This window comes from Myxococcus sp. CA051A, assembly GCF_013336705.1.
Lineage (GTDB): Bacteria > Myxococcota > Myxococcia > Myxococcales > Myxococcaceae > Myxococcus > Myxococcus llanfairpwllgwyngyllgogerychwyrndrobwllllantysiliogogogochensis.
Genome location: NZ_JABUMS010000002.1, coordinates 908388 through 928486, shown reverse-complemented (window position 1 = coordinate 928486; position 20099 = coordinate 908388). Strand labels below are relative to the sequence as shown.

General features: G+C 70.5%; 9 protein-coding genes. 1 reads left to right on the top strand and 8 read right to left on the bottom strand.

The window, feature by feature from the left end; all coding sequences use genetic code 11:
• Positions 1-3: 3 nt before the first annotated feature.
• The 4 genes from HUA74_RS09200 to HUA74_RS09185 form a co-directional block, all read right to left on the bottom strand.
• Complete coding sequence (locus HUA74_RS09200) at positions 4-5592, bottom strand: type I polyketide synthase (protein ID WP_174454204.1); 5589 nt, start codon at positions 5590-5592, stop codon at positions 4-6.
• Positions 5589-12653 (bottom strand): SDR family NAD(P)-dependent oxidoreductase, encoded by a 7065-nt coding sequence (locus HUA74_RS09195; RefSeq protein ID WP_371817216.1) that lies wholly within the window; start codon positions 12651-12653, stop codon positions 5589-5591. Before HUA74_RS09195 ends, HUA74_RS09200 begins: the two co-directional genes overlap by 4 nt.
• Positions 12654-13528: 875 nt before the next feature.
• Positions 13529-14911, bottom strand: a complete 1383-nt coding sequence (dbpA, locus tag HUA74_RS09190; protein ID WP_141641662.1) for an ATP-dependent RNA helicase DbpA — start codon at positions 14909-14911, stop codon at positions 13529-13531.
• Positions 14912-14999: 88 nt separating this feature from the next.
• On the bottom strand, positions 15000-15440 hold the full coding sequence (locus HUA74_RS09185) for a DUF488 domain-containing protein (protein WP_254614143.1): 441 nt from the start codon (positions 15438-15440) through the stop codon (positions 15000-15002).
• 256 nt (positions 15441-15696) lie between these two features.
• Between HUA74_RS09185 and nagZ the strand changes: the two genes are divergently transcribed.
• The gene (gene nagZ, locus HUA74_RS09180) at positions 15697-16761 is read left to right on the top strand and encodes a beta-N-acetylhexosaminidase (protein WP_141641672.1); all 1065 of its coding nucleotides are present in this window, start codon (positions 15697-15699) and stop codon (positions 16759-16761) included.
• Between the two features lie 107 nt (positions 16762-16868).
• On the opposite strand, the gene HUA74_RS09175 is transcribed toward nagZ, so the two are convergent.
• The 4 genes from HUA74_RS09175 to HUA74_RS09160 form a co-directional block, all read right to left on the bottom strand.
• On the bottom strand, positions 16869-17306 hold the full coding sequence (locus tag HUA74_RS09175; protein ID WP_174454202.1) for a hypothetical protein: 438 nt from the start codon (positions 17304-17306) through the stop codon (positions 16869-16871).
• Positions 17307-17406: 100 nt separating this feature from the next.
• Entirely contained in the window at positions 17407-17901 is a 495-nt protein-coding gene (locus HUA74_RS09170; protein WP_141641660.1) for a hypothetical protein, read from the bottom strand.
• Between the two features lie 379 nt (positions 17902-18280).
• On the bottom strand, positions 18281-19507 hold the full coding sequence (gene bcp, locus HUA74_RS09165) for a thioredoxin-dependent thiol peroxidase (RefSeq protein ID WP_254624977.1): 1227 nt from the start codon (positions 19505-19507) through the stop codon (positions 18281-18283).
• 68 nt (positions 19508-19575) lie between these two features.
• Positions 19576-20070, bottom strand: coding sequence for a hypothetical protein (locus tag HUA74_RS09160; protein ID WP_174454200.1), 495 nt, complete (start codon positions 20068-20070; stop codon positions 19576-19578).
• Positions 20071-20099: the final 29 nt, after the last annotated feature.

The following is a 20099-nucleotide window of genomic DNA, read 5'->3' as shown; positions in this document are numbered from 1 at the left end:
GCGTCAGCTCAACTTCTGTGCAATCAACCGCTCGACTTCGTCGTCGGACAGCTCCGTGACCTGCGACAGGCGCGCGGAGAGGTCATCGATTTGCGCGGGCGCCACCTGCGCTCGCGGCTCTTGCGCCACCGCCACGGTGGGCAGGGGGATTTCCACCGCGGTGACACTGCTGGCCAGACGCTTCGCCAGCGCCATGACGGTGGGGTGGTCGAACGCGAGGCTCGCGGGCAGCTCCTTCTCCAGCCCCCGCTGGAGCACCGCGCGCAGCTCCACGGACATCTGGGACGTCATGCCCATCTGGAAGAAGCCCCGGTCCGTGGGGGGAAGCTCGGAGGGCGCGAACCCGAGGATGCGCCCGACCTCTCCCTGGATGCGGAGCACCAGCGTGTCGAAGCGGCGGTCGGGCGGAAGCGACTGGAGCTCCGCGAGCAACCGCGCCCGCGAGGACGACTCACCCACCGACGCGGACGCGGACTCGCCCATGTGTCGCAGGAAGGGCCGGCGGCGCCGGGCCTCCCAGATGGGCTTGAGCACGCTCCAGTTCACCGACGCGACCGTCTTGTGGCTCGCGCCCGAGCCCAGCACCTGGCCCATCGCATCGAGCGCACGCTCCGAAGCCATGGGATTGAGGCCGAAGCGCGCGAAGCCGCGCACGCTGTCGGCGCGCTCGCCGCCAATCTCGTCCCACGTCCCCCAGTGCAGGGTGGTCGCGGGCAGTCCCGAGGCCCGCCGGTGGTGCGCCAGCGCCTCCAGGAACTGGTTGCCCGCCGCGTAGTGCGCCAGGCCGGAGGCCCCCCACAAGGTCGACGTCGACGAGAACATCACGAAGAAGTCGAGCGCCAACCCGCGAGTCAGCTCATGCAGCACCCAGGTGCCGAGCACCTTCGGCCGCAGCATCGCCGTCATCGCCGTGAGGTCCAGGTCCTCCAGTCGTCGCTCCGTCAGGAGCGCCGCGGCGTGAATCACCCCGCGTAGCGGAGGAAGCGTCTCGGCCGTCTCGCGCAGGAGCGTCGCCATCCGCTCGCGGTCCGCCACGTCGGCGGCCAGCGCGGTGACAGTCGCGCCGAGTGCCCGGAGCGACTCGAGTGCCTCACGGCGCCGCTCCGACGCCGCGTCGCCGGAGCCCGACAGGCCCCCACGGCCCAGCAGCACGAGGTGCCGCGCGCCCCGCTCCACCAACCACCGCGCCACCTTCAGGCCCAGTCCTCCGAGCCCACCCGTGACGAGGTAGGTCGCGTCCTGGCGCAGCCTCAGCGGCTCCGTGGGTGCCGTCACCCGGCCACGAGTGAGACGGGCCACCAGCGAACGCCCCTCGCGGAGCGCGAGCTGGTCCTCGCCATCCACGCCGAACGCGGAGACCTCGCGAAGCACCGCCAGCACCTCCTCGGGATGACGCTCCGGAGACAGGTCGATGAGGCCTCCCCACACGCCGGGCTGCTCCAGGGACACGCTGCGACCCATGCCCCACAGCGGCGCCTGGGCCAGCGACACCCGCTCGTCGCCCACGCCGGTGACCTGTGCGCCCCGGGTGACCATCCAGAGCCGCGCGCGGCCAGGTGCGCCCATGAGTGCCTTCACCAGGTGCAGCGCGGCCACGCAGGACTCCGGCGTCCCCGTCTGCTCGTCGAGCACCGCGTCGAGGCCCCACAGGAAGAGTGCACGGCCCTCGTGTCCCGAGGGCAGCGCGGGCAACTCGCGCAGCAGACGCTCCATGTCCTCCGGCCGCTTCGGGTCCACCACGAAGCGCCGTGCATCCAGCCGCTGGAATCCGCCTCCCGAGGTCACGGTGACAGGCGAAGCACCCTGGCGGCGCAGCGCCTCCACGAGCCCGGCGCCCCAGCCCCCACCATCGACGAACACCAGCCAGTCCGCGGGCACAGGCGGGGCCACGCACACCGGCCTGGGCTCCCACGTCACGTCATGGAACCAGTCCTGGGTGCGAACCTCGCCCAGCACTTCCAACAGCCGCTCCGTCGCCACGCGACGCAGCCGCACCCCGCGCGCCACGGCCACCTGGCGACCGGCTGCATCCAGCAACGTCAGCGTCCCCACGCGCTCCTCGGAGCGGACCGTGGGCGCGATGGACACATGGGCCCACTGCACGTCCGCGCGGCCCGGAAGGCACTCGAACGACTCGAGGCTCAGGGGCATGAACAGGGCGGCCTTCTCGGGCTCCGCCGCGAGGGCGAGCGCCAGGGTCTGGAGCCCCGCGTCCAGCAGCGCCGGGTGGAGCTGGTAGCGCGCGGACTCCTGCATCCGCTCCGGTCCCATCACCACGCGCCCGAGCGCCTCACCGGGCCGCCTCCAGGCTTCGCTCAGCGTCCGCAGCGGCGCGTCGTACTGGACACCGCCGCGCTCCAATTCTTCGTAGAGGGCCGCGCCCTGGACGTGCTGCGCGCAGCGTGAGCGCACCGCCTCGATGACGTCCGGCACTCCCGTGAGCACTCCCAGCGGCCGGACCTGGCCCCGGCAGTGCCGCACCCACTCCGTCTCGGACGCGGCTCCGTCCACCGCCCGGCTGTGGAGATGGAACACGTGCCGCCCCTCCGAAGCCGAGGAGAGGTGGACCTGCACGAGGCGCCGCGAGGACTCCGTCAGCACCAGCGCGCGCTCGAACTCCACGTCGGAGAGTTCCCGGGCGCCTGAGCCCAGCGACTCGGACGCGGCGCTCAGCGCGAGTTCGACCAGGGCCGAGGCAGGGACCACTGCGACGCCGCCCAGCCGGTGCGCGCCCAGCCACGGCAGGGAGGTGCTGCCCAGCTCCAGCTCGAAGACCTGGCCGTCGACCCCATGCGCGACACGGACCGGTCGGCCCTTCAGGGACGTCACCTGCTCGGTGGTGGAGACGACGGGCGTCGCCACCGCGTCGAGCCAGTACCGCTTGTGCCGCCAGGGATACGTGGGCAGCGGGACGACCTGTCCGCCCTCCGGGAACAGCCGCGTCCACGCCACGGGGCAGCTCGCGCGGTACAGCGCGCCCACGGACTCCAGCATCACCGTGCGTTCGGACTCCTCGCGGCGAAGGGAAGGAGCCGTCACCCCTTCGCGTCCCGCGTGCTGCATGCACCGCTCGACGGCGGGCAGCAGAATCGGATGCGGGCTCATCTCCATGAACACGGTGTGCCCGCTCTCGACCAGGCCGAGCACGGCTGAGGAGAAGAGCACCGGCTCACGCAGGTTGCGCACCCAGTACGCCGCATCGAAGCCCGAGCCATCACAGCCGGCGGCCGTCACCGTCGAGACGATGGGCACGGAGGCGGAGCGCGGCCGGACCGAGGAGAGAACGGAGAGCAGCTCTTCTCGCAGGCAGTCGACCTGCGGGCTGTGAGAGGCCACGTCGACCTTCACCCAGCGGCAGAACACGTTGCGGGCTTCGAGCGACCCACGAAGCTCCTCGAGCGTCACCGCATCGCCGGACAGCACCGTGGACGTCGGGCTGTTGCTCACCGCGATGGCCACACGCTGCTCATGCCCCACCAGGACCTTGCGCGCGTCCGCCAGGGACAGCTCCGTCGCCAGCATCGCGCCCTGGCCACTGATGCGCTTGAGCAGCCTGCTCCTGAGGCAGATGATGGCCGCCGCATCCTCCAGGGTGAGCGCGCCCGCCACATGCGCCGCGGCCACCTCGCCCATGCTGTGCCCCACCACCGCGTCCGGCTCGATTCCCCAGGAGCGCCAGAGGGCCGACAGCGCCACGGCCATGGCGAACAGCACCGGCTGCACGACGTCGATTTCCCCCAGGCGCGACGACTCGGAGGGCGCCCGGAGCACGTCGAGCAACCCCCAGGACACATGGGGGCGCATGGCCGCGTCGATGCGCTCGAGCGCCTCGCGGAAGACAGGCTCCTGGTCGAGGAGCTGACGACCCATGCCGTGCCACTGCGAGCCCTGGCCCGGGAACACGAAGGCCACCTTGGGCCGCTCGTCCGTGCCCTTCATGGCGGCGGTGACGCCCGACGAGGCGAGGTCCTGGAGCTTCTCGGCGATGGCGGCCGGGGACTCGCCCGCGACGGACAGGCGGTACTCCTGGTGGGTGCGCCGCAGCGAGGCCGTGTAGCAGACGTCCCGGAGCGACACGTCCGGCGACGCCACGAGGAGGCTTGCATAACCACGCGCCAGGGCCTGGAGCGCGGCGGGCGAGCGCGCCGACAGGGGCAGCAGGTGGGCACCCGCCGCGCGCTGGGACGGCGCGGCCACGGGCGCGGGCGGCTCCTCGAGAATCACGTGCGCGTTCGTCCCGCTGATGCCGAACGAGCTGACCGCGCCCCGGCGCTTGCGCTCGGCCTGGACGGGCCACGGGTGGAGTGACGTCGGGAGGGTGATGGACTCGCCGGTGAAGTCGATTCGCGGGTTGAGCCGCTGGAAGTGCGTGAGCGGCGGAACGGCCTCGTGCCGCAGCGAGAGGACCATCTTGATGATGCCGGCGATTCCCGCGGCCGACTCCAGGTGGCCAATGCTCGTCTTCGCCGCGCCCACGACGAGCGCCTGCCGCGCGGACCTGCCGCTGGCGTAGACCTCGTGGAGCGCCTCCATCTCGATGGGGTCACCCAGCGACGTCCCCGTCCCGTGCGCCTCGACGCAGTCGATGTCGGCGGGCTCCAGGTTCGCGCTCTGGAGCGCCTGACGGATGAGCGCCTTCTGGGCGAGCACGTTGGGCGCCGTCAGCCCCGCGGATTTGCCGTCCTGGTTGACGGCCGAGCCGCGCACGAGCGCCAGGATGGGGTCTTTGGCGGCGATGGCATCCGACAGCCGCTTGAGGACGACCACGCCACAGCCCTCGCCGCGCACGAAGCCGTTGGCGCGCGCGTCGAAGGTCTTGCAGCGCCCATCCGGCGACAGCGCCTGGGCCCTGGAGACGCTGCTCGAGGAGAGCGGCGAGAGGATGAGGTTGACGCCGCCCGCCAGCGCCATCGAGCACTCCTGGTTCCGCAGGCTCTGCGCGGCCAGATGCAGCGCCACCAGGGACGAGGAGCACGCGGTGTCCACGGTCAGGCAGGGGCCCTGGAAGTCGAGCAGGTAGGACAGGCGCCCCGGCACCACGCAGTTGATGGCGCCCGTCACGCTGCTGGAGTCACGCGCGGACGGGTTGCCCACCTGGAGCAACGCGTAGTCGTCGCTGTACACCCCGATGAACACGCCCGTGCGGCTGCCCGCGAGCCGCGACATGTCCTGCCCGGCGTCCTCCAGCGCCTCCCAGGCCACCTCCAGGAGGATGCGCTGCTGCGGGTCCATCCGGTGCGCCTCGTGCGGCGAGATGCTGAAGAAGTCCGCATCGAACTGGTCCACGTCCTGGATGAAGGCCCCCCACCGCGCCCCCAGCTTCTCCAGGGCCTCGGGGTCCATCCGCGCCATCTCCTCGCGCGTCCATCGCGAGGAAGGCACCTCGGTGACGGCGTCCCCGCCATCGCGCAGGAGGTTCCAGTACGACTCCGGGTCCTTGCCTCCACCCGGGAAACGGCACCCCATGCCGATGATGGCCACCGGCTCCGAGCGGGTGCCCTCCACCGCGTCCAGGCGGGACTTGAGGTCCATCGCGAGCAGCGCGAGCCGCTTGGGGGAGTACTGCGCGATTTTCTCCGCGAAGCTCGTCATGTGCCCTGCCCCATGCGCTGAGCGAACAGCCGCTCGACTTCCTCTTCGGACATCTCGTCAATCGCGCTCGCCTCGGCGATGGCCGGCGGCGCCGCTTCGTCCAGTGGCTCCGGAGCCCGGTCCTCGAGCGGAAGCCCCAGCTTCTCCGCCAGGAAGGGCGTGAGCGTGGCCACCGTCGGATAGGTCCACACCACCGTCGCGCTGAGCTTCAGCCCGAGCGCCGCCTCCAGGCGGTTGCGAATCTCCATGCTCATCAGCGAGTCGAGCCCCAGGTTCATCAAGGGCGTCCTCGGGTCGATGCGCGCGGGCGCCATGCGCAGCACGCCGCCCACCAGCTCGCGCAGGTGGCCATCCAGCAGGGCCCGGCGCTCGGAGGCACGAGCGGCGAAGAGCTGCTCGCGAATCCGGCTCCGTCCGGCGCTCACGGAGGGCCGGGCAGAAGGCTCCTGGGCCAGCCGGGTGAAGTAGGGCGACTGCGCCGCGGACAGGTAGAAGCCCAGCCACTGCCTCGCGTCGAACGACATCACGCTGAGCTGTGGCCGCGTCTGTCCCATCAACATGCCGAGCACGCTGAGCGCCTTGTCCGGAGACATGCCCCGCAGGCCCCGGGCCTCGAGCCGCTCACCCCGGTTGGACTGCGCCGCCGCGAGCCCGACGCTCGTCCAGGTTCCCCAGTTGATGCTCAGCGCGGCCAGTCCCCGCGCGCGGCGGTCATGGGCCAGCGCGTCCATGAACGCGTTGGCGGAGGCGTAGTTCGCCTGCCCCGGCGTGCCCAGCGAGGCGGCCACGCTGGAGAAGAGCACGAAGTGCTCCAGCGGCAGGTGGTGCGTCTGGGCGTGCAGGTTCCAGGTCCCCAGGACCTTGGGGGCCATCACCGCGGCGAAGCGCTCCTCGGTGAGGTTGAGCAGCAGGCCATCCTCGAGGAGCCCCGCCGCGTGGAACACGCCGCGCAGCGGTGGCATCGCCTCGTCCACCCGGGCCAGCGCTCGCGCCACGTCATCCGCGACGGCGACATCCGCCTGGAAGGACTCCACGCGCGCGCCCGTCTGGCGCAGCTCCGTGAGCACGTGCTCGGTGGCCTCGGTGGGAGCACGGCGCCCCAGCAGGAGCAGGTGACGCGCCCCATGGGAGACGAGCCAGCGGGCGACCTCGAGCCCCAGTCCGCCGAGTCCCCCCGTGATGAGATAGGTGCCGTCGTCGCGAAGCAGCGTCGAGGGCTCCCGAGCGACCAGCGCGTCCGGGGCCCTGGACAGCCGCGCCACGAAGCGCGTGCCACCGCGCCAGGCGGACTGGTCCTCGAACGTCGTGGACGACAGCTCGCGGAGGAGCGCGTCGGCGCAGGCGTCCACACCGCCCTCGACATCCACGCGCGTGCAGCGCAGGTCCGGCTGCTCCACGGCCAGCACCTGCCCCAAGCCCCAGAGCGGCGCCTGCGCCACCGCGACGCGCTCCGGCGACCCGCCGACGGACCGCGCGCCCCGCGTGGTCAGCCAGAGTCGGGGAGCATCCCTCCAGCCCACCTGGGAGAGCGCCTGCGTCAGGTGCAGCACGCTGGTGGTGGTGGACCGGCGCGAGTCCTCCAGCGCCCGCGGCGTGAGCGCGTCATTCGCGGCGACATCGAGGCTCCACAGGTGCACCACCCCGCGGCAAGGAGGCGTCCCGGCCCCCAGCGCTTCCCCGAGCAGCCGGCGCAGGCGCTCCGCGTTCCGGGGGTCCACTTCGGCGCGCCCCGGCCCCGTGAGCCGATACGTCTCTCCAGGGACGACGAGCACGCACGTCTCCCCGCGGGCTCGCAGCAGGGTGGACAGCGCCTGCCCCACGCCCCCCTGGTCACCGAGAATCAGCCAGCTTCCCGGTGTGCGCTCCGGCCACGTCGGCTCCACCGGCAGGGGCTGCTTCTCCCAGTCCACCTGGTAGAGCCACTCACCGAGCGCCTTGCGGGCCGCGACGCCCGCGTCGAGCCGGTACAGGCGCAGCTCGTCGAGCTCCAGCAGCACCTGTCCCTGGTCATCCAGGAGCCGCAGGTCGAAGGAGCGCTCCCGCTCGTTCGCCGCCCCGTCGCCCACGGAAGTCACGTGGACCCACACCGCGCGCCCAGGCCGCTGGAAGAGCCGCACCCGACCCAGTCCCACCGGCACATAGGTGGGCGCCACGGCCGACGCCTCCGCCACGGATGCAATCAGCTCCACCGCGACCTGGAGGCTCGCGTCCAGGAGCGCGGGATGAAGCCGGTACACTCCGCTCTCGGCGGCCACCTGCTCGGGAAGCTCCACGCGGCCCAACCCCTGCCGCTCGCTTCGCCACAGCCGCCGCAGGCCCTGGAACGTGGGGCCGTACATCAGCCCCTGCTCCTGCCTGCGCTGGTAGTGGGCCTCGGAGGAGAGCTCCACGGGGAGCCGCTGCCGCAGTGACTCGGGCGACTCGGAGACGGGCCTCGTGGCCGCGTGCTCCTCACGCCGCAGGCGCCCCGCCGCATGCTTGCGCCAGCCCGCGTCGCCCTCGGCGCGGCTGGAAATCTGGAAGGAGGCATGCCCCGCCTCCTCCTCGTTCAGCACCACCTGCACGCGCCGCGACTCCGCCGGCTTGAGCGCGAGCATCTCGCTGAGGGAGACGTTCTCGAGCACGAGCCCCGCCTCACCCAGCACCTCCGCTCCGGCGGAGAGCGCCAGCTCCAGATAGGCCGCGCCCGGGAAGACGACGTCCCCCCAGACGCAGTGGTCGGAGAGATACGGGAACGCCGCCGTGCTCACGCTCCGCTCCCAGAAGTGGGTGCCGGGCTGCACGGAGGAGGACAGCGAAGCGCCGAGCAGGGGATGTCCCGCGCGGCCCTCATCCCCGGAGCCCCTGAGCTCCGGGTCCGTCTCCGCCTCGTCCATCAGCCAGTAGCGCTCCCGCTGCCACGGGTAGCCAGGCAGCGCGACGACCCGCCCACCCGAGGGGTGCAGCGACGACCAGTCGACGGAGCACCCCCAGGCGTACAGCGCCGCGAGCGACTCCAGGAGGCTGCGCCGCTCAGGCATCTGTCGCCGCAGCGACGCGAGCGCGAGGGCCTCCCGCTTCGACTCGCGCAGCGTCTCCTCGATGGGCGCGAGCAGCACCGGATGCGGGCTCACCTCCAGGAACACGCTGTAGCCGTCCTCCAAGAGCTGCTCGACGGCGCCGTGGAACAGCACCGGCTCGCGCAGGTTCCGGACCCAGTAGGCCGGATGGAAGTCGCCCCCGTCGCTCGTCTGCCCCGTGACAGTGGAGTAGATGGGCACCAGCGCGGGCTGGGGCGCGAGGCCCTCCAGCACACGCAGGAGGTCGTCCTTCAGCGAGTCCATCTGAGGGCTGTGCGAGGCGACATTCACCTTCACCCGGCGGCAGAAGATGCCCCGCCCTTCCAGCGTGGGCAGCAACGCCTCCAGGGCCTCGGTGTCACCGGAGAGCACCGTGGAGCGAGCGCTGTTGCTCACCCCCACGGAGAGCCGCGCCTCGTAGCCCGTCAGGGCCGCGCGGGCCTCTTCCAGGCCGAGCTCCACCACGGCCATGGCCCCCTGCCCGCTCTTGCCGCGAAGCAGCTGGCTGCGCAGGCAGATGATGCGGGCCGCGTCCTCCAGGCTCAGCGTGCCGGCCACGTGCGCCGCGGCCACCTCGCCCATGCTGTGGCCCACCACCGCATCCGGCGTGATTCCCCGCGAGCGCCACAGCGCGGCCAGCGCCACCTGCATCGAGAACAGCACCGGCTGCACGACGTCGATGTCCTGGAGGCGCGAGCGCGGCTCCTCGGCGAGGAGCTCCTCGGTGAGCGACCAGTCCACATGGGGCCGCATCGCGCGCTCGCAGGCCTCGATGGCCTCGCGGAACACGGGCTCCTCGCCGAGGAGCTGGCGGCCCATGCCCAGCCACTGCGAGCCCTGACCGGGGAAGACGAACGCCACCTTGGCCTTCCCCTCCGGACTCACCTTCCCGTGGCTCACGCCCGGATGGGCTTCGCCTCGCGCGAAGGCCTCCAGCGCCTCCGCCATCTCCCGCCGCGAGCCACCCACCACCGCCAGGCGGTGCGAAAGCTGACCGCGGCGTACGCCCGCCGTGTAGGTGAGGTCCTCGAGCGACGCACCCGAGTCCTCGGCCAGCACGTCACGGAAGGCGGAGGCCAGGGACGTCAGGGCATCGGGGCTTCGGGCCGACAGGGGCAGCACCCGCGCCGACGCCTCGCCCTCCTCCACGCTCCCCCTGGAAACCGACTCCCAGCGGACCGGCTGGCCGTGGACATACAGGACGCCCAGGGTGTCGAGCATCGTGCCCCGCGCGTCCTCCTGTCGACGCAGGGTGGGGACGAACAGCCCCGGCTGGCCGGCGTGGCGCAGGGTCGACTCGATGGGGTGCTTGAGAATCGCGTGGGGGCCCACCTCCAGGAAGACGCGGTGCCCCTCGCCAAGCGCGTGGGTGAGCACGCCCGTGAAGAGCGTGGGCATCGCGATGTTCTTCTGCCAGTGGGGGGCATCGGCCTGCGCACCCTCCAGCACCGCGGCGGTGACACCGGACACCATGGGGAGGCGCGCGGGCTCGGGACGAATTCCCCGCAGCTCCTCGGTGAGCACCTCACCCAGCACGTCCATCTGGTGGCTGTGCGCCGCCACGTCGATGTCTCCCTGGCGGCAGAACACGCCACGCGCCTGCAGGGCGGCGAGCACCTCGGCGAGCGCCGCGGGCTCCCCCGACAGCACCGTCGAGTCCGGGCCGGAGTCGATGGCGCGGTCCAGCCGCCCCTCGTAGCCCACCAGCAGCCCGGCGGCCTCGGTCCAGGGCACGGCCACGAGCGCCATCGCGCCCTCGCCGCTGCGCCGGTGCATCTGCCGGCTCTGGAAGCAGACGACGCGAACGGCGTCCTCCAGGCCCAGGATGCCCGCGGCATGGGCCGCCGCCACCTCGCCGATGCTGTGCCCCATCACCATCGCGGGCTCGACGCCCCAGGAGCGCCAGAGCGCCGTCAAGGCCATCTCCAGGACGACGATGGCAGGCAGCGCGAGGTCGATTCGCTTCAGCCGCGCCGCCGAGTCCTCCGCGCCCAGCACCTCCAGCAGCGACCAGCCCACGTTCTGCTGGATGAGCCGCTCACACCGCATCAGCACGGCCCGGAACACCGGCTCGGTGCGCATGAGGGACAACCCCATGCCGGGCCAATGCGCGCCATGGCCGGAGAAGACGAAGACCGGCTTCCAGCCGTGCTCGGGCCCCACGCTGCCCACGCACACGCCCGCCCGGGCCTCTCCGGACAGGAAGGCCTGGAGGCTCGCGCGCAGGTCCTTGCGCGACCGGACCGTCATCGCCAGGCGATGCGCGTGCGCCCCGTCTTCGTCCGCCGCCGAGCGCAGCAGCTCGGACCAGGGCTGGTGGATGGCGCCGTCCAGACGCTCGAACAGCCGCTGCGCCGCGGCCCGGAGCGCCTCCGGACTCTCCGCCGACACGCGCACGAGTTCGGCTCGGGGCGCGTCCGGCTCCTCGAGCAGGACGTGGCAGTTGGTGCCGCCGAAGCCGAAGGAGCTGACCCCCGCGAGGAGCTTCCGGTCCGGCTCCGGCCAATCCGTCAGGGTGTGTTGGACCTCCAGCCGCAGCGCCTCGAAAGGGATGAGCGGATTGGGCGTCTCGAAGTGGAGGCTCGGAGGGAGCGCCCGGTGCCGGATGGACAGGGCGACCTTGATGAGCCCGGTGATGCCCGCGGCGGCCTCCAGGTGGCCGACGTTCGTCTTGGCCGAACCGATGTGAAGGGGCTTGTCGACGGGCCGCCCCTCACCGAGCACTTCGCCCAGCGCGAGGGCCTCCATCGGGTCACCGAGCTGCGTGCCGGTGCCATGGGCCTCGACGTACTGCACGTCGGTCGTCGCGACCCCCGCGCGGGCGCAGGCCTGGCGAATCACCTCCGCCTGGGCGCTGGTGTTGGGCGCGGTGAGGCCGTTGCTTCCACCGTTGTTGTTGAGGGCACTGCCTCGGATGACACAGCAGATGGAGTCGCCATCCGCGAGAGCCTGGGAGAGGGGCTTGAGCACGACCACACCGCCCCCCTCGCCCCGCACGAACCCGTTGGCGCGGGCATCGAAGGTGTAGCAGCGACCGTCCGGAGAGAGGGCGCCGAGCTTGGAAAGGGCGACCGTGCTGTCGGGCGCGAGCGTCAGGTTCACGCCGCCCACCAGGGCCAGGGTCGACTCGCCCCTGCGAAGACTCTCACAGGCCAGATGCACCGCCGTCAGTGAAGACGAGCACGCCGAGTCCATGGACAGACTCGGCCCCCGCAAACCCAGGACGTAGGAAATGCGGTTGGCGACGATGCTGTGGTGGTAACCCGTGGCGGTGTACGAAGAGATGCGCCGCAAGCCGAGCCGTTGCAGCTGCGCCTCGTAATCCATCCAGACGGCGCCGAACATGACAGCCGTGGGCGAGCCCCGCAGCCGGTCCGCTGGGATGCCCGCATCCTCCAATGCCTCCCAGGTCAGCTCCAGCATGAGCCGCTGCTGCGGGTCCATGTGGAGCGCTTCCTTGGGTGAGATGCCAAAGAAGAGCGGGTCAAACCCATCCACCCGGTCCAGGTACCCGCCCCAGCGGGAGGTCACCTTGCCGGGAGCCGCGGGGTCGCGATCATAAAGACGGTTGACATCCCATCGCTCGGCGGGGACCTCGGAGATGGCATTCGTCCCGCCCGCAAGCAGACGCCAGAACGCCTCCGGATGGGGGGCCTGGGGAAGACGACACGCCATGCCAATCACCGCGATGGGCTCATCCTCCATCGAGTGTCTGGGAAGGACCTGCGAGGTCGGGCGAGCCCGCGCTCCAGAGAGGTGCGCGGCCAGGGACTCCAGGGTAGGGAATTCCCAGGCGAGCGTGGGTGACAACGGCCGCCCGAGCATCACTCCCAGCTCCGCGATGAAACCCGTGGCCATCACGGAGTCCAGCCCATACCTGCTGAAGCTCTCGCGCACGTCCAACTGGCGCGCATCGACTCCCAACCGTTGTGCAAGCACACGGGCCAGACGCGCCTGGATCCCAGCCAGGCCGTCCTTCACCACACTATCGTTCGCTGACACTGGAACCTCTAACTCGCGCGCCCGCAAGCCAATGACGTTTTCCTGGAAAGCGAGACGTAAACGGGCATAACCCGTTTCCCCTCTATTTGACGCGATGCGGGAAAAATAGATGCCAAAGATTGTCGTGCGTTGCAAGTCATAAAGCGGCACCGCCTGTTTTGCTGGAAAACAAAACAGGGTTGCGAAAACCGTGGCCCCCCAACAAATGGGGCCACGTCTGTATGAATTTGCCTGATGACCCCAGTCAGACAACCACGAGGCGAGTCTGGCGTCTCTCGTCGGGCAAAAACATTGCACAACTGCCATCCATGACTTGCGCCCTCGGAGATACCCGCACAGGACAGGCAGACGGTGGACACCGCCGCGTCCAGGAAATTCGACCTGCCTTCTCGAGAGCGCCACGAACGAAGGCCGTCACGCGGTCCTCGGGCCGGGCAACACACTCATAGAAATTTCATCGTGTCGGCAGAGCGACGCCCTCTCGCGATTGCCTTTACCTGGCATTCGTCAGACAGCCATCGCAAAGACTCGAAGCTGATGCACGGACGCCACAAATTCATGCGGGCTGGAAGCGGGGAGTCCCGTCACCCCGCCGCGACACGTGACACGGCCCGGGCCATCCACCTCGTTCCCAGGTCGTGCGAGGCACGAGCCCGCATCAGGTCATGCGCCGTGAGGGCACCGGTCCTCGGCGCCACCGCACGGCAGGGTGCTGCCCTGGCGCGGCGAACCTCCACGGGAGGCATCCCGCCCAGAAGCGGCAAGCCACTCAGCACTGGAGGATTCCCGCATGACGGAGTCACCCGTCGCGGGTGGGAGGGCCAGAAGGTGCGGGCCTGGCCCGTTCCGCGTGCGGGTTCGTTCTCCGCGGGCGGCTACTTCACGCGCTCAATCTTGTGCTTGCGGCCCTTGATCTTGCCCTCGCTCAAGCGCTGGAAGGCCACCTTGATCACGCGGCGCGCGACGGCGACGTAGGAGATGTGGTCCTGGATTTCAATCTTGCCGACGTCCGTGGCGGCGAAGCCACCCGCCTCACCCGTCAGCGCGCCGAGGATGTCTCCCGGCCTCATCTTGTCCTTGCGCCCGGCGGAGATGTAGAGCGTCTCCCAATCCGAGCCGAGCGAACCCGGCTTCGACGCCGCGGCCTCCAGCTCCGCCGCGTCGCCCGGCTCCAGCTTCAGGCCCAGGGACTGCTCAATCTCTTCCACCTTGCGCTTGTCGTTCGGCGCCACCAGGGCAATCGCGAGCCCCGTGCGCCCCGCGCGTCCCGTGCGTCCGATGCGATGCACGTACGGCTCCGGCTGGAAGGGCATGTCGAAGTTGACGACGGCGTCGAGCGCCTCCACGTCGATGCCTCGCCCCGCCACGTCCGTGGCGACGAGCACCCGCGTGGTGAGGTTGCGGAACTTCGCCATGACCCGGTCCCGCTCGAACTGCTCCAGGTCCCCCTGGAGCCCGTCCACGCTGACGCCCGCGTCGGAGAGCGCCTTCGTCAGCTCCACCACCGTCGCCTTGTGGTTGCAGAAGACGATGGCGGAGGACGGCTGGTAGAGCCGGAGCACGCGCAGCAACTGCTGGGTCTTGTCCTCGGGCTTCGTGTCGTAGCGGACCTGACGAATCGCGGGCGTGGCCTCGGTGTCCTCCACCGTCACGCGCACGGGGTCCTTCTGGAACGCGCGGCTCAGGGCCGCGATGTCTGGAGGGAACGTCGCGGAGAAGAGCACCGTCTGACGCCGTGACGGCATCGCGCCGATGATGCGCTCCATGTCCTCGCGGAAGCCCATGTCGAGCATCCGGTCCGCCTCATCCAGCACCACCGTGCCCAGGCGCTTCGTCTCCAGCGCCTCGCGCTCCAGCACATCAATCACCCGGCCGGGCGTCCCCACCGCGATGTGCACGCCCTTCTCCAGCGCCTCCAACTGCGGCCGGATGGGCTGTCCGCCCGCCAGCACCAATATCTGAAGGCCCGGCAGCCGGCGCCCCAGCTTGCGAATCTCTCCCGCCACCTGGGCGCACAGCTCTCGCGTGGGGCAGAGCACCAGCCCCTGAAGGCGTCGGTCCTGGAGCTGGACGTGCTGGAGCATGGGCAGCGCGAAGGCCGCCGTCTTGCCGCTGCCGGTGCGCGCCTGGCCGACCAGGTCCTTGCCCTTGAGCAACACGGGGATGCTCTGCGCCTGGATGGGCGTGGCGGCCTGGAAACCCAGCTCGGCGATGACCTGGAGCAAGGGTGGAGACAGCTCGAGCGTGGCGAAATCCATCAGGGCCTCGATTGAACGGAGGCGCGGAAGGTGCCTCGGAATCCCGGGGCCCTTGTAGCAGCCGTCCGTGGCGGAACAAGCCCCTGTGTCAATGCACCGTCGGGTGCTGGCGCGAGCGCCGCCTGGCTGGACGCAGCCCGCGCTCCAGATGCGCCTTCAGGACGACGGCGCTGTTGTGGTCCTCGTCCCGCGCGCTGAACAGCAGCGTCACGTCTCCCCGTCGGGCCGCCTCGACGAGCGGCTCCAGGGCCTCGCGATGCTCCCGCAGCTCCTGGGCGTACCTGCGCTGGAACTCCTCCCAGCGCGCGGGCTCATGGCCGTACCACTTGCGCAGCTCCGTGCTGGGCGCCACGTCCTTGAGCCAGCCATCCAGCTTCAGGTGGGTCTTCTTGATACCTCGTGGCCACAGTCGCTCGACGAGGAAGCGAGCCCCCTCCGAGTCGTGCGGCTCCAGGTGGTGATACACCCGCTCGATTTGAATCATCGTCCCGTGCTCCCCCGACAGGTGGACGGGCAGGCGCCCTGGCATCCCGCGCTGGCGCCTCGCCGCCGTGCCTCAACATGACGATGCGAGGAGCCCGCCGGAAGCCACGTGGAGGAGCCGGGCGACCCCTGCCCCGGGCGGACCGGGATGGCGGCCAGCGGACATGACCGCCCCGGGAGGTGACGGGCAGACGACGCCCGGTGCGGACCTCGAAGGAACGGTATCCAGCTGAGGCCCGGGTTCTGCGACACTGCGTCCCGTGACCGCCTCCGCCCTCTACCGCGACTGCGCCCGCCTGTTCATGGTGGGCTTTCCTGGGACTCGCATCGACGCCGACCTGGCGGCCCTGATGGATGACGGCGTCTATGGCGCCATCCTCTTCAAGCGCAACGTGGGTACGGCGCAGGAGACGGCGACGCTGTGCCGCGAGCTGAAGACGCGCGCGGGTCGGCCCTTCATCCTCTCGGTGGACCAGGAGGGAGGACGGGTGGCGCGGCTGCGCGGGGCGCCGTTCACGGCCCTGCCCCCGATGCGCGAGCTGGGACAGCGCGGGGACGCCCGGTTGGTGGAGCGCGTGGGGCGGCTGCTGGCGCACGAGCTGCGCGCGGTGGGCTTCGACTGGGACTTCGCGCCGGTGCTGGATGTGGACACCAACCCGGCCAATCCCGTCATTGGGGACCGGAGCTTCAGCCGGGACGCGGAGGAGGTGGCGCGGCTGGGTGTGGCGCTCGCGCGGGGCCTGGAGGCCGGCGGCATCGCCTCCTGCGGCAAGCACTTCCCCGGGCATGGGGACACGACCACGGACAGCCACCTGACGCTGCCCAGGCTGGCGCATGATTTGGAGCGGCTGCGGCGTGTGGAGCTGGTGCCCTTCCGGGCCTTCGCGCAGGCGCGGCTGGCCTCGCTGATGACGGCCCATGTCCTGTTCGACGCGCTGGACAAGGGCGTGCCCGCGACGATGAGCGAGCGCGTGCTCACGGGGGTGCTGCGCGAGGAGCTGGGCTTCGACGGCGTGCTCGTCAGCGACGACCTGGAGATGAAGGCCATCGCGGACCACTACACGGTGGAGGAGGCGGCGGTGCAGGGCACGCTCGCGGGCGTGGACCTGTTCCTCGTGTGCCACCACGCGGAGGTGCAGCGTCGCGCCATCGAGGCCGTGGTGAAGGCGGTGGAGTCCGGCAGGATTCCGCGCGAGCGCATCACCGAGGCGCACCGCAGGCTCGACGTACTCGCCGCGCGCTTCGCGCACCCGGCGGAGGACCGGCTCGCCACCCTGGGAGGCGCCGAGCATCACGCGCTCGCCAAGGGGCTCGACAGCGCCTTCGCGGGCAAGGACCCCACCGAGGTCATGCTCGCGTCTCGCTGAGCGTGACGGCCACGGGGCACCACCCCGTGTAGCGAGCCCAGGCCCCACCAAGGTCATGCTCGCGTCTCGATGAGCGCCACGGGGCACCGGCCCCGTGCACCGAGCAACTAGTGCGGGACCTTGGAGTCCTCGCGTGGAGGAGCATCCCCTGGCTTCGGGGCCGACGTTCCATCCGGCGTGTTCTTCGCGGGCGGGGCCCCCTGGGGCGGTGCGTCCTGCTCCTGCTGCTCCTTCTGAATCGCTGTCGGTGAGCCCGCGGCGATGCCGGGCTCCACACGCGGAGGGACATTGCCCACCGCCGTGGGCGGCAGGTTCGTGCCCACGATGTCCTGCACGGGCGCGATGTCGGGCGTGCCCGAGCCACCCGTTCCCGGGCCGAAGCTGCTCAAGGGCTGCGAGTCATTGGCGACGCCCTGATAGGGGCCGCCCGTCCTGGGAATCTCCCGACGGACGCGCTCTTCCTCCCGGTGACACGCCGTGCCCACCAACGAAGCCACGGCCAGCGCGCCGGGTAGGAGCCAGCGGCGAATGTTTCCCTGGTTCATGTGTCCATCCCTCCGGCGAGCCATTCAGGCCCCAGAGGGATGGATACCCATCCTCGTACGCGGATGCCGGCGAAGAATCAGCCGTCCGCCCGAGTCGAACCTAGCGCCGCAGCCGAGCGTTGCGGTCCTGCCAGCCCAGCGGCCGGTAACCCCAACCGTGGTTGAAGTCAGTCGAGCCGCTCTGAAGCGCGCCATCCTCGCCGCCCAGCCCCTGTGCCGTCGGCGCGAAGGTGGCGCCACCCTCGCTGCCGTACCGGTCCTCCATCATCTTCCCCTTGTCGTCCCAGAGAGACTTGTTCTGCTGTCCCTCCAGCTTGGGCGTGCGCGGGTCGATGCTGGAGCCAATGTCCTTGATGGTGCCGTTGTGGCCCCGGTCCGCGACCATCAACCAGGGCGGGGACTTCTCGGGGTGCACGTTGCCCTGCATGTCCAGGAGCGCATCCGGCTGGATGCCACGCTGAGCGAACGGCCCGCCGCGACTCTCGCCCGGCTGCTTGCCCCCTGTCTCGGGCAGGCCACCGCAGCCCACCGCGCCCATGACACCCACCGTCAACGCCGCCACCTGAGCCCACCGCCGGAAATTCCGCTCGCGCATGTCCCACTCCTCGGATGTCTGTCTTCAAGTCCCCCGCATCCCAGGAGAATGGGCACGTCTGGTGTCCAAACCACGAGGCGGGTACACGGCGGCCGCTTGGGCCGCTTGCTCAGTTACGCCCTCCTCGGCGCTCGCGCACCGTCTTCTTCATGGTCACGGTGGATTGAGACTTCTTCGGGACAGAAGCCCGCGTCTCGCCGCAAATTTTGCGCGGCGAGTCCCTGCTCCCTTGCCTGGTTCAAAGCACCGTGCGTCCGAGTACGACGGTCGTCGCCGCACAGGCAGTGCTCCGTGGCGCCTCATCCCTAGATACGGGGACGAGGCTTGAGGCGCCGCGTCCACGCATCTGGGAAGTGGCCTGCTTCACGGCAGCGCTCCGCTACTTCCGCTTCGCAGCGGACTGCTTCTTCGCGGGCGCGGACTTCTTCGCGGGCCCGGCCTTCTTCGCGGGCGACTTCTTCGCAGACGCCTTCTTCGCGGAGGTCTTCTTCGCGGGCGTGGCCTTCTTCGCAGACGCCTTCTTCGCGGCTGCCTTCTTCACAGGCGCTGCCTTCTTCGCGGAGGTCTTCTTCGCGGGCCCGGCCTTCTTCGCGGCCGCCTTCTTCACAGGCGCTGCCTTCTTCGCGGAGGTCTTCTTCACAGGCGCTGCCTTCTTCGCGGAGGTCTTCTTCGCGGCCGCCTTCTTCACAGGCGCTGCCTCCTTCGCGGAGGTCTTCTGCGCGGGAGCGGCCTTCTTCTCGGGCGCGGCCTTCACAGGCTCGGTCTTCACAGGCTCGGCCTTCTTCTCGGAGGCCGGCTTCTTCGCGGGCGAGGCCTTCACAGGCTCGGTCTTCACAGGCTCGGCCTTCTTCTCGGAGGCCGGCTTCTTCGCGGGCGCGGCCTTCTTCTCGGGCGCGGTCGTCACCGCGACAGCCGCTCCGGCCGGGGTCTCATCCTGCGACGCGGCCTTGCTCGCGGGAGCCTTCGTCGCCGCGGACTTCCGCTTCGCGGGCTCGAACTTCGTCACCTGCGCCGGCGCCGTCAACGGAGTGCCCGAGAGCGGAGTGAGTTCATCTACCCACTCCGAGTCCTTCACGGACGCCGCGGGCAGTTCGGGCGCCGCCGCCTCCACCTCTAACGCGGACCCGCCCGACACCGGAGCACTCGGCTTCGCCCCCAGCGCGGCGAGGACCTCCACCACATGGCCGTTCACCTTCACCTTCGGCCACACCTGCTTCACCTTGCCGTCCGGTCCAATCAGGAACGTGGCGCGGTTGATGCCCAGGAACTTGCGTCCATACAGCGACTTCTCCCCCCAGACGCCGTAGGCGTCCGACACCTGGTGCTCGGTGTCCGCCAGCAGCGGGAAGGGAAGGTTGAACTTGGTCGCGAACTTGCGATGGCTCGCGGTGCTGTCCGCGGAGACGCCGAGCACCACCGCTCCAGCGGCCTCCAGCACCGAGTGCTCGTCGCGGAAGCTGCACGCCTCCACGGTGCATCCGGGAGTGTCATCCTTCGGATAGAAATAGAGGACGACGTTCTTCCCCGCGAGCTGCGAGAGCGTCACGGAGTTGCCGTCCTGGTCCTGAAGCACGAAGTCGGGAGCCGCGTCACCTGCTTGGGGCATGGGCATGCGCGCTCCATAGCCACAAACCCGACGTGTTCTCAATCATCCGTGAGCGACGTCACACGGCGTCAATGCGGCGGACTCCCATGCTCGTGGCCTTCTTCCCCGGGAGGGTGGCTCTTGGCCTCCAGCCGGACCAGGTCCGCGTGACACTGCTCGAGCGCCTTGTGCAGTGGCTCGCGAGTGGCCTCGTCCGACGCCTGTCCCAGCTTCTTCGCCAGCGCCTCGCACGCGGCGCGCTTCACGTCCGCCTCGCTGGTGCCGGGCCCCGTCGCGCCGGGGGTCGCCAACGGACGCGGAGGCAGGCTGCCCCGCAGGCCACGAATGGCCGAAAGACGCTTGTCGGCTTCCGGACGCGAGCGTGAGCCGGCGGGCACCTTCTCCAGCGACGCGACCACCGCGTCCCACGCCGGGTCCGTCGGCGGCACGCCCCGGTCCACCAGCGCCTCGTACTGCGCATTGGCTTCCTGGAATTGCTTCTTCCCCGAGTCACACCCGGTGAAGAGGACCCAACAAAACACGAGTGAAAGCGCGGCCGGCAGCGGTCGGAAGGCAGTCCACATGACGCGTAGGTACCTCTTGCTGGCCTCCG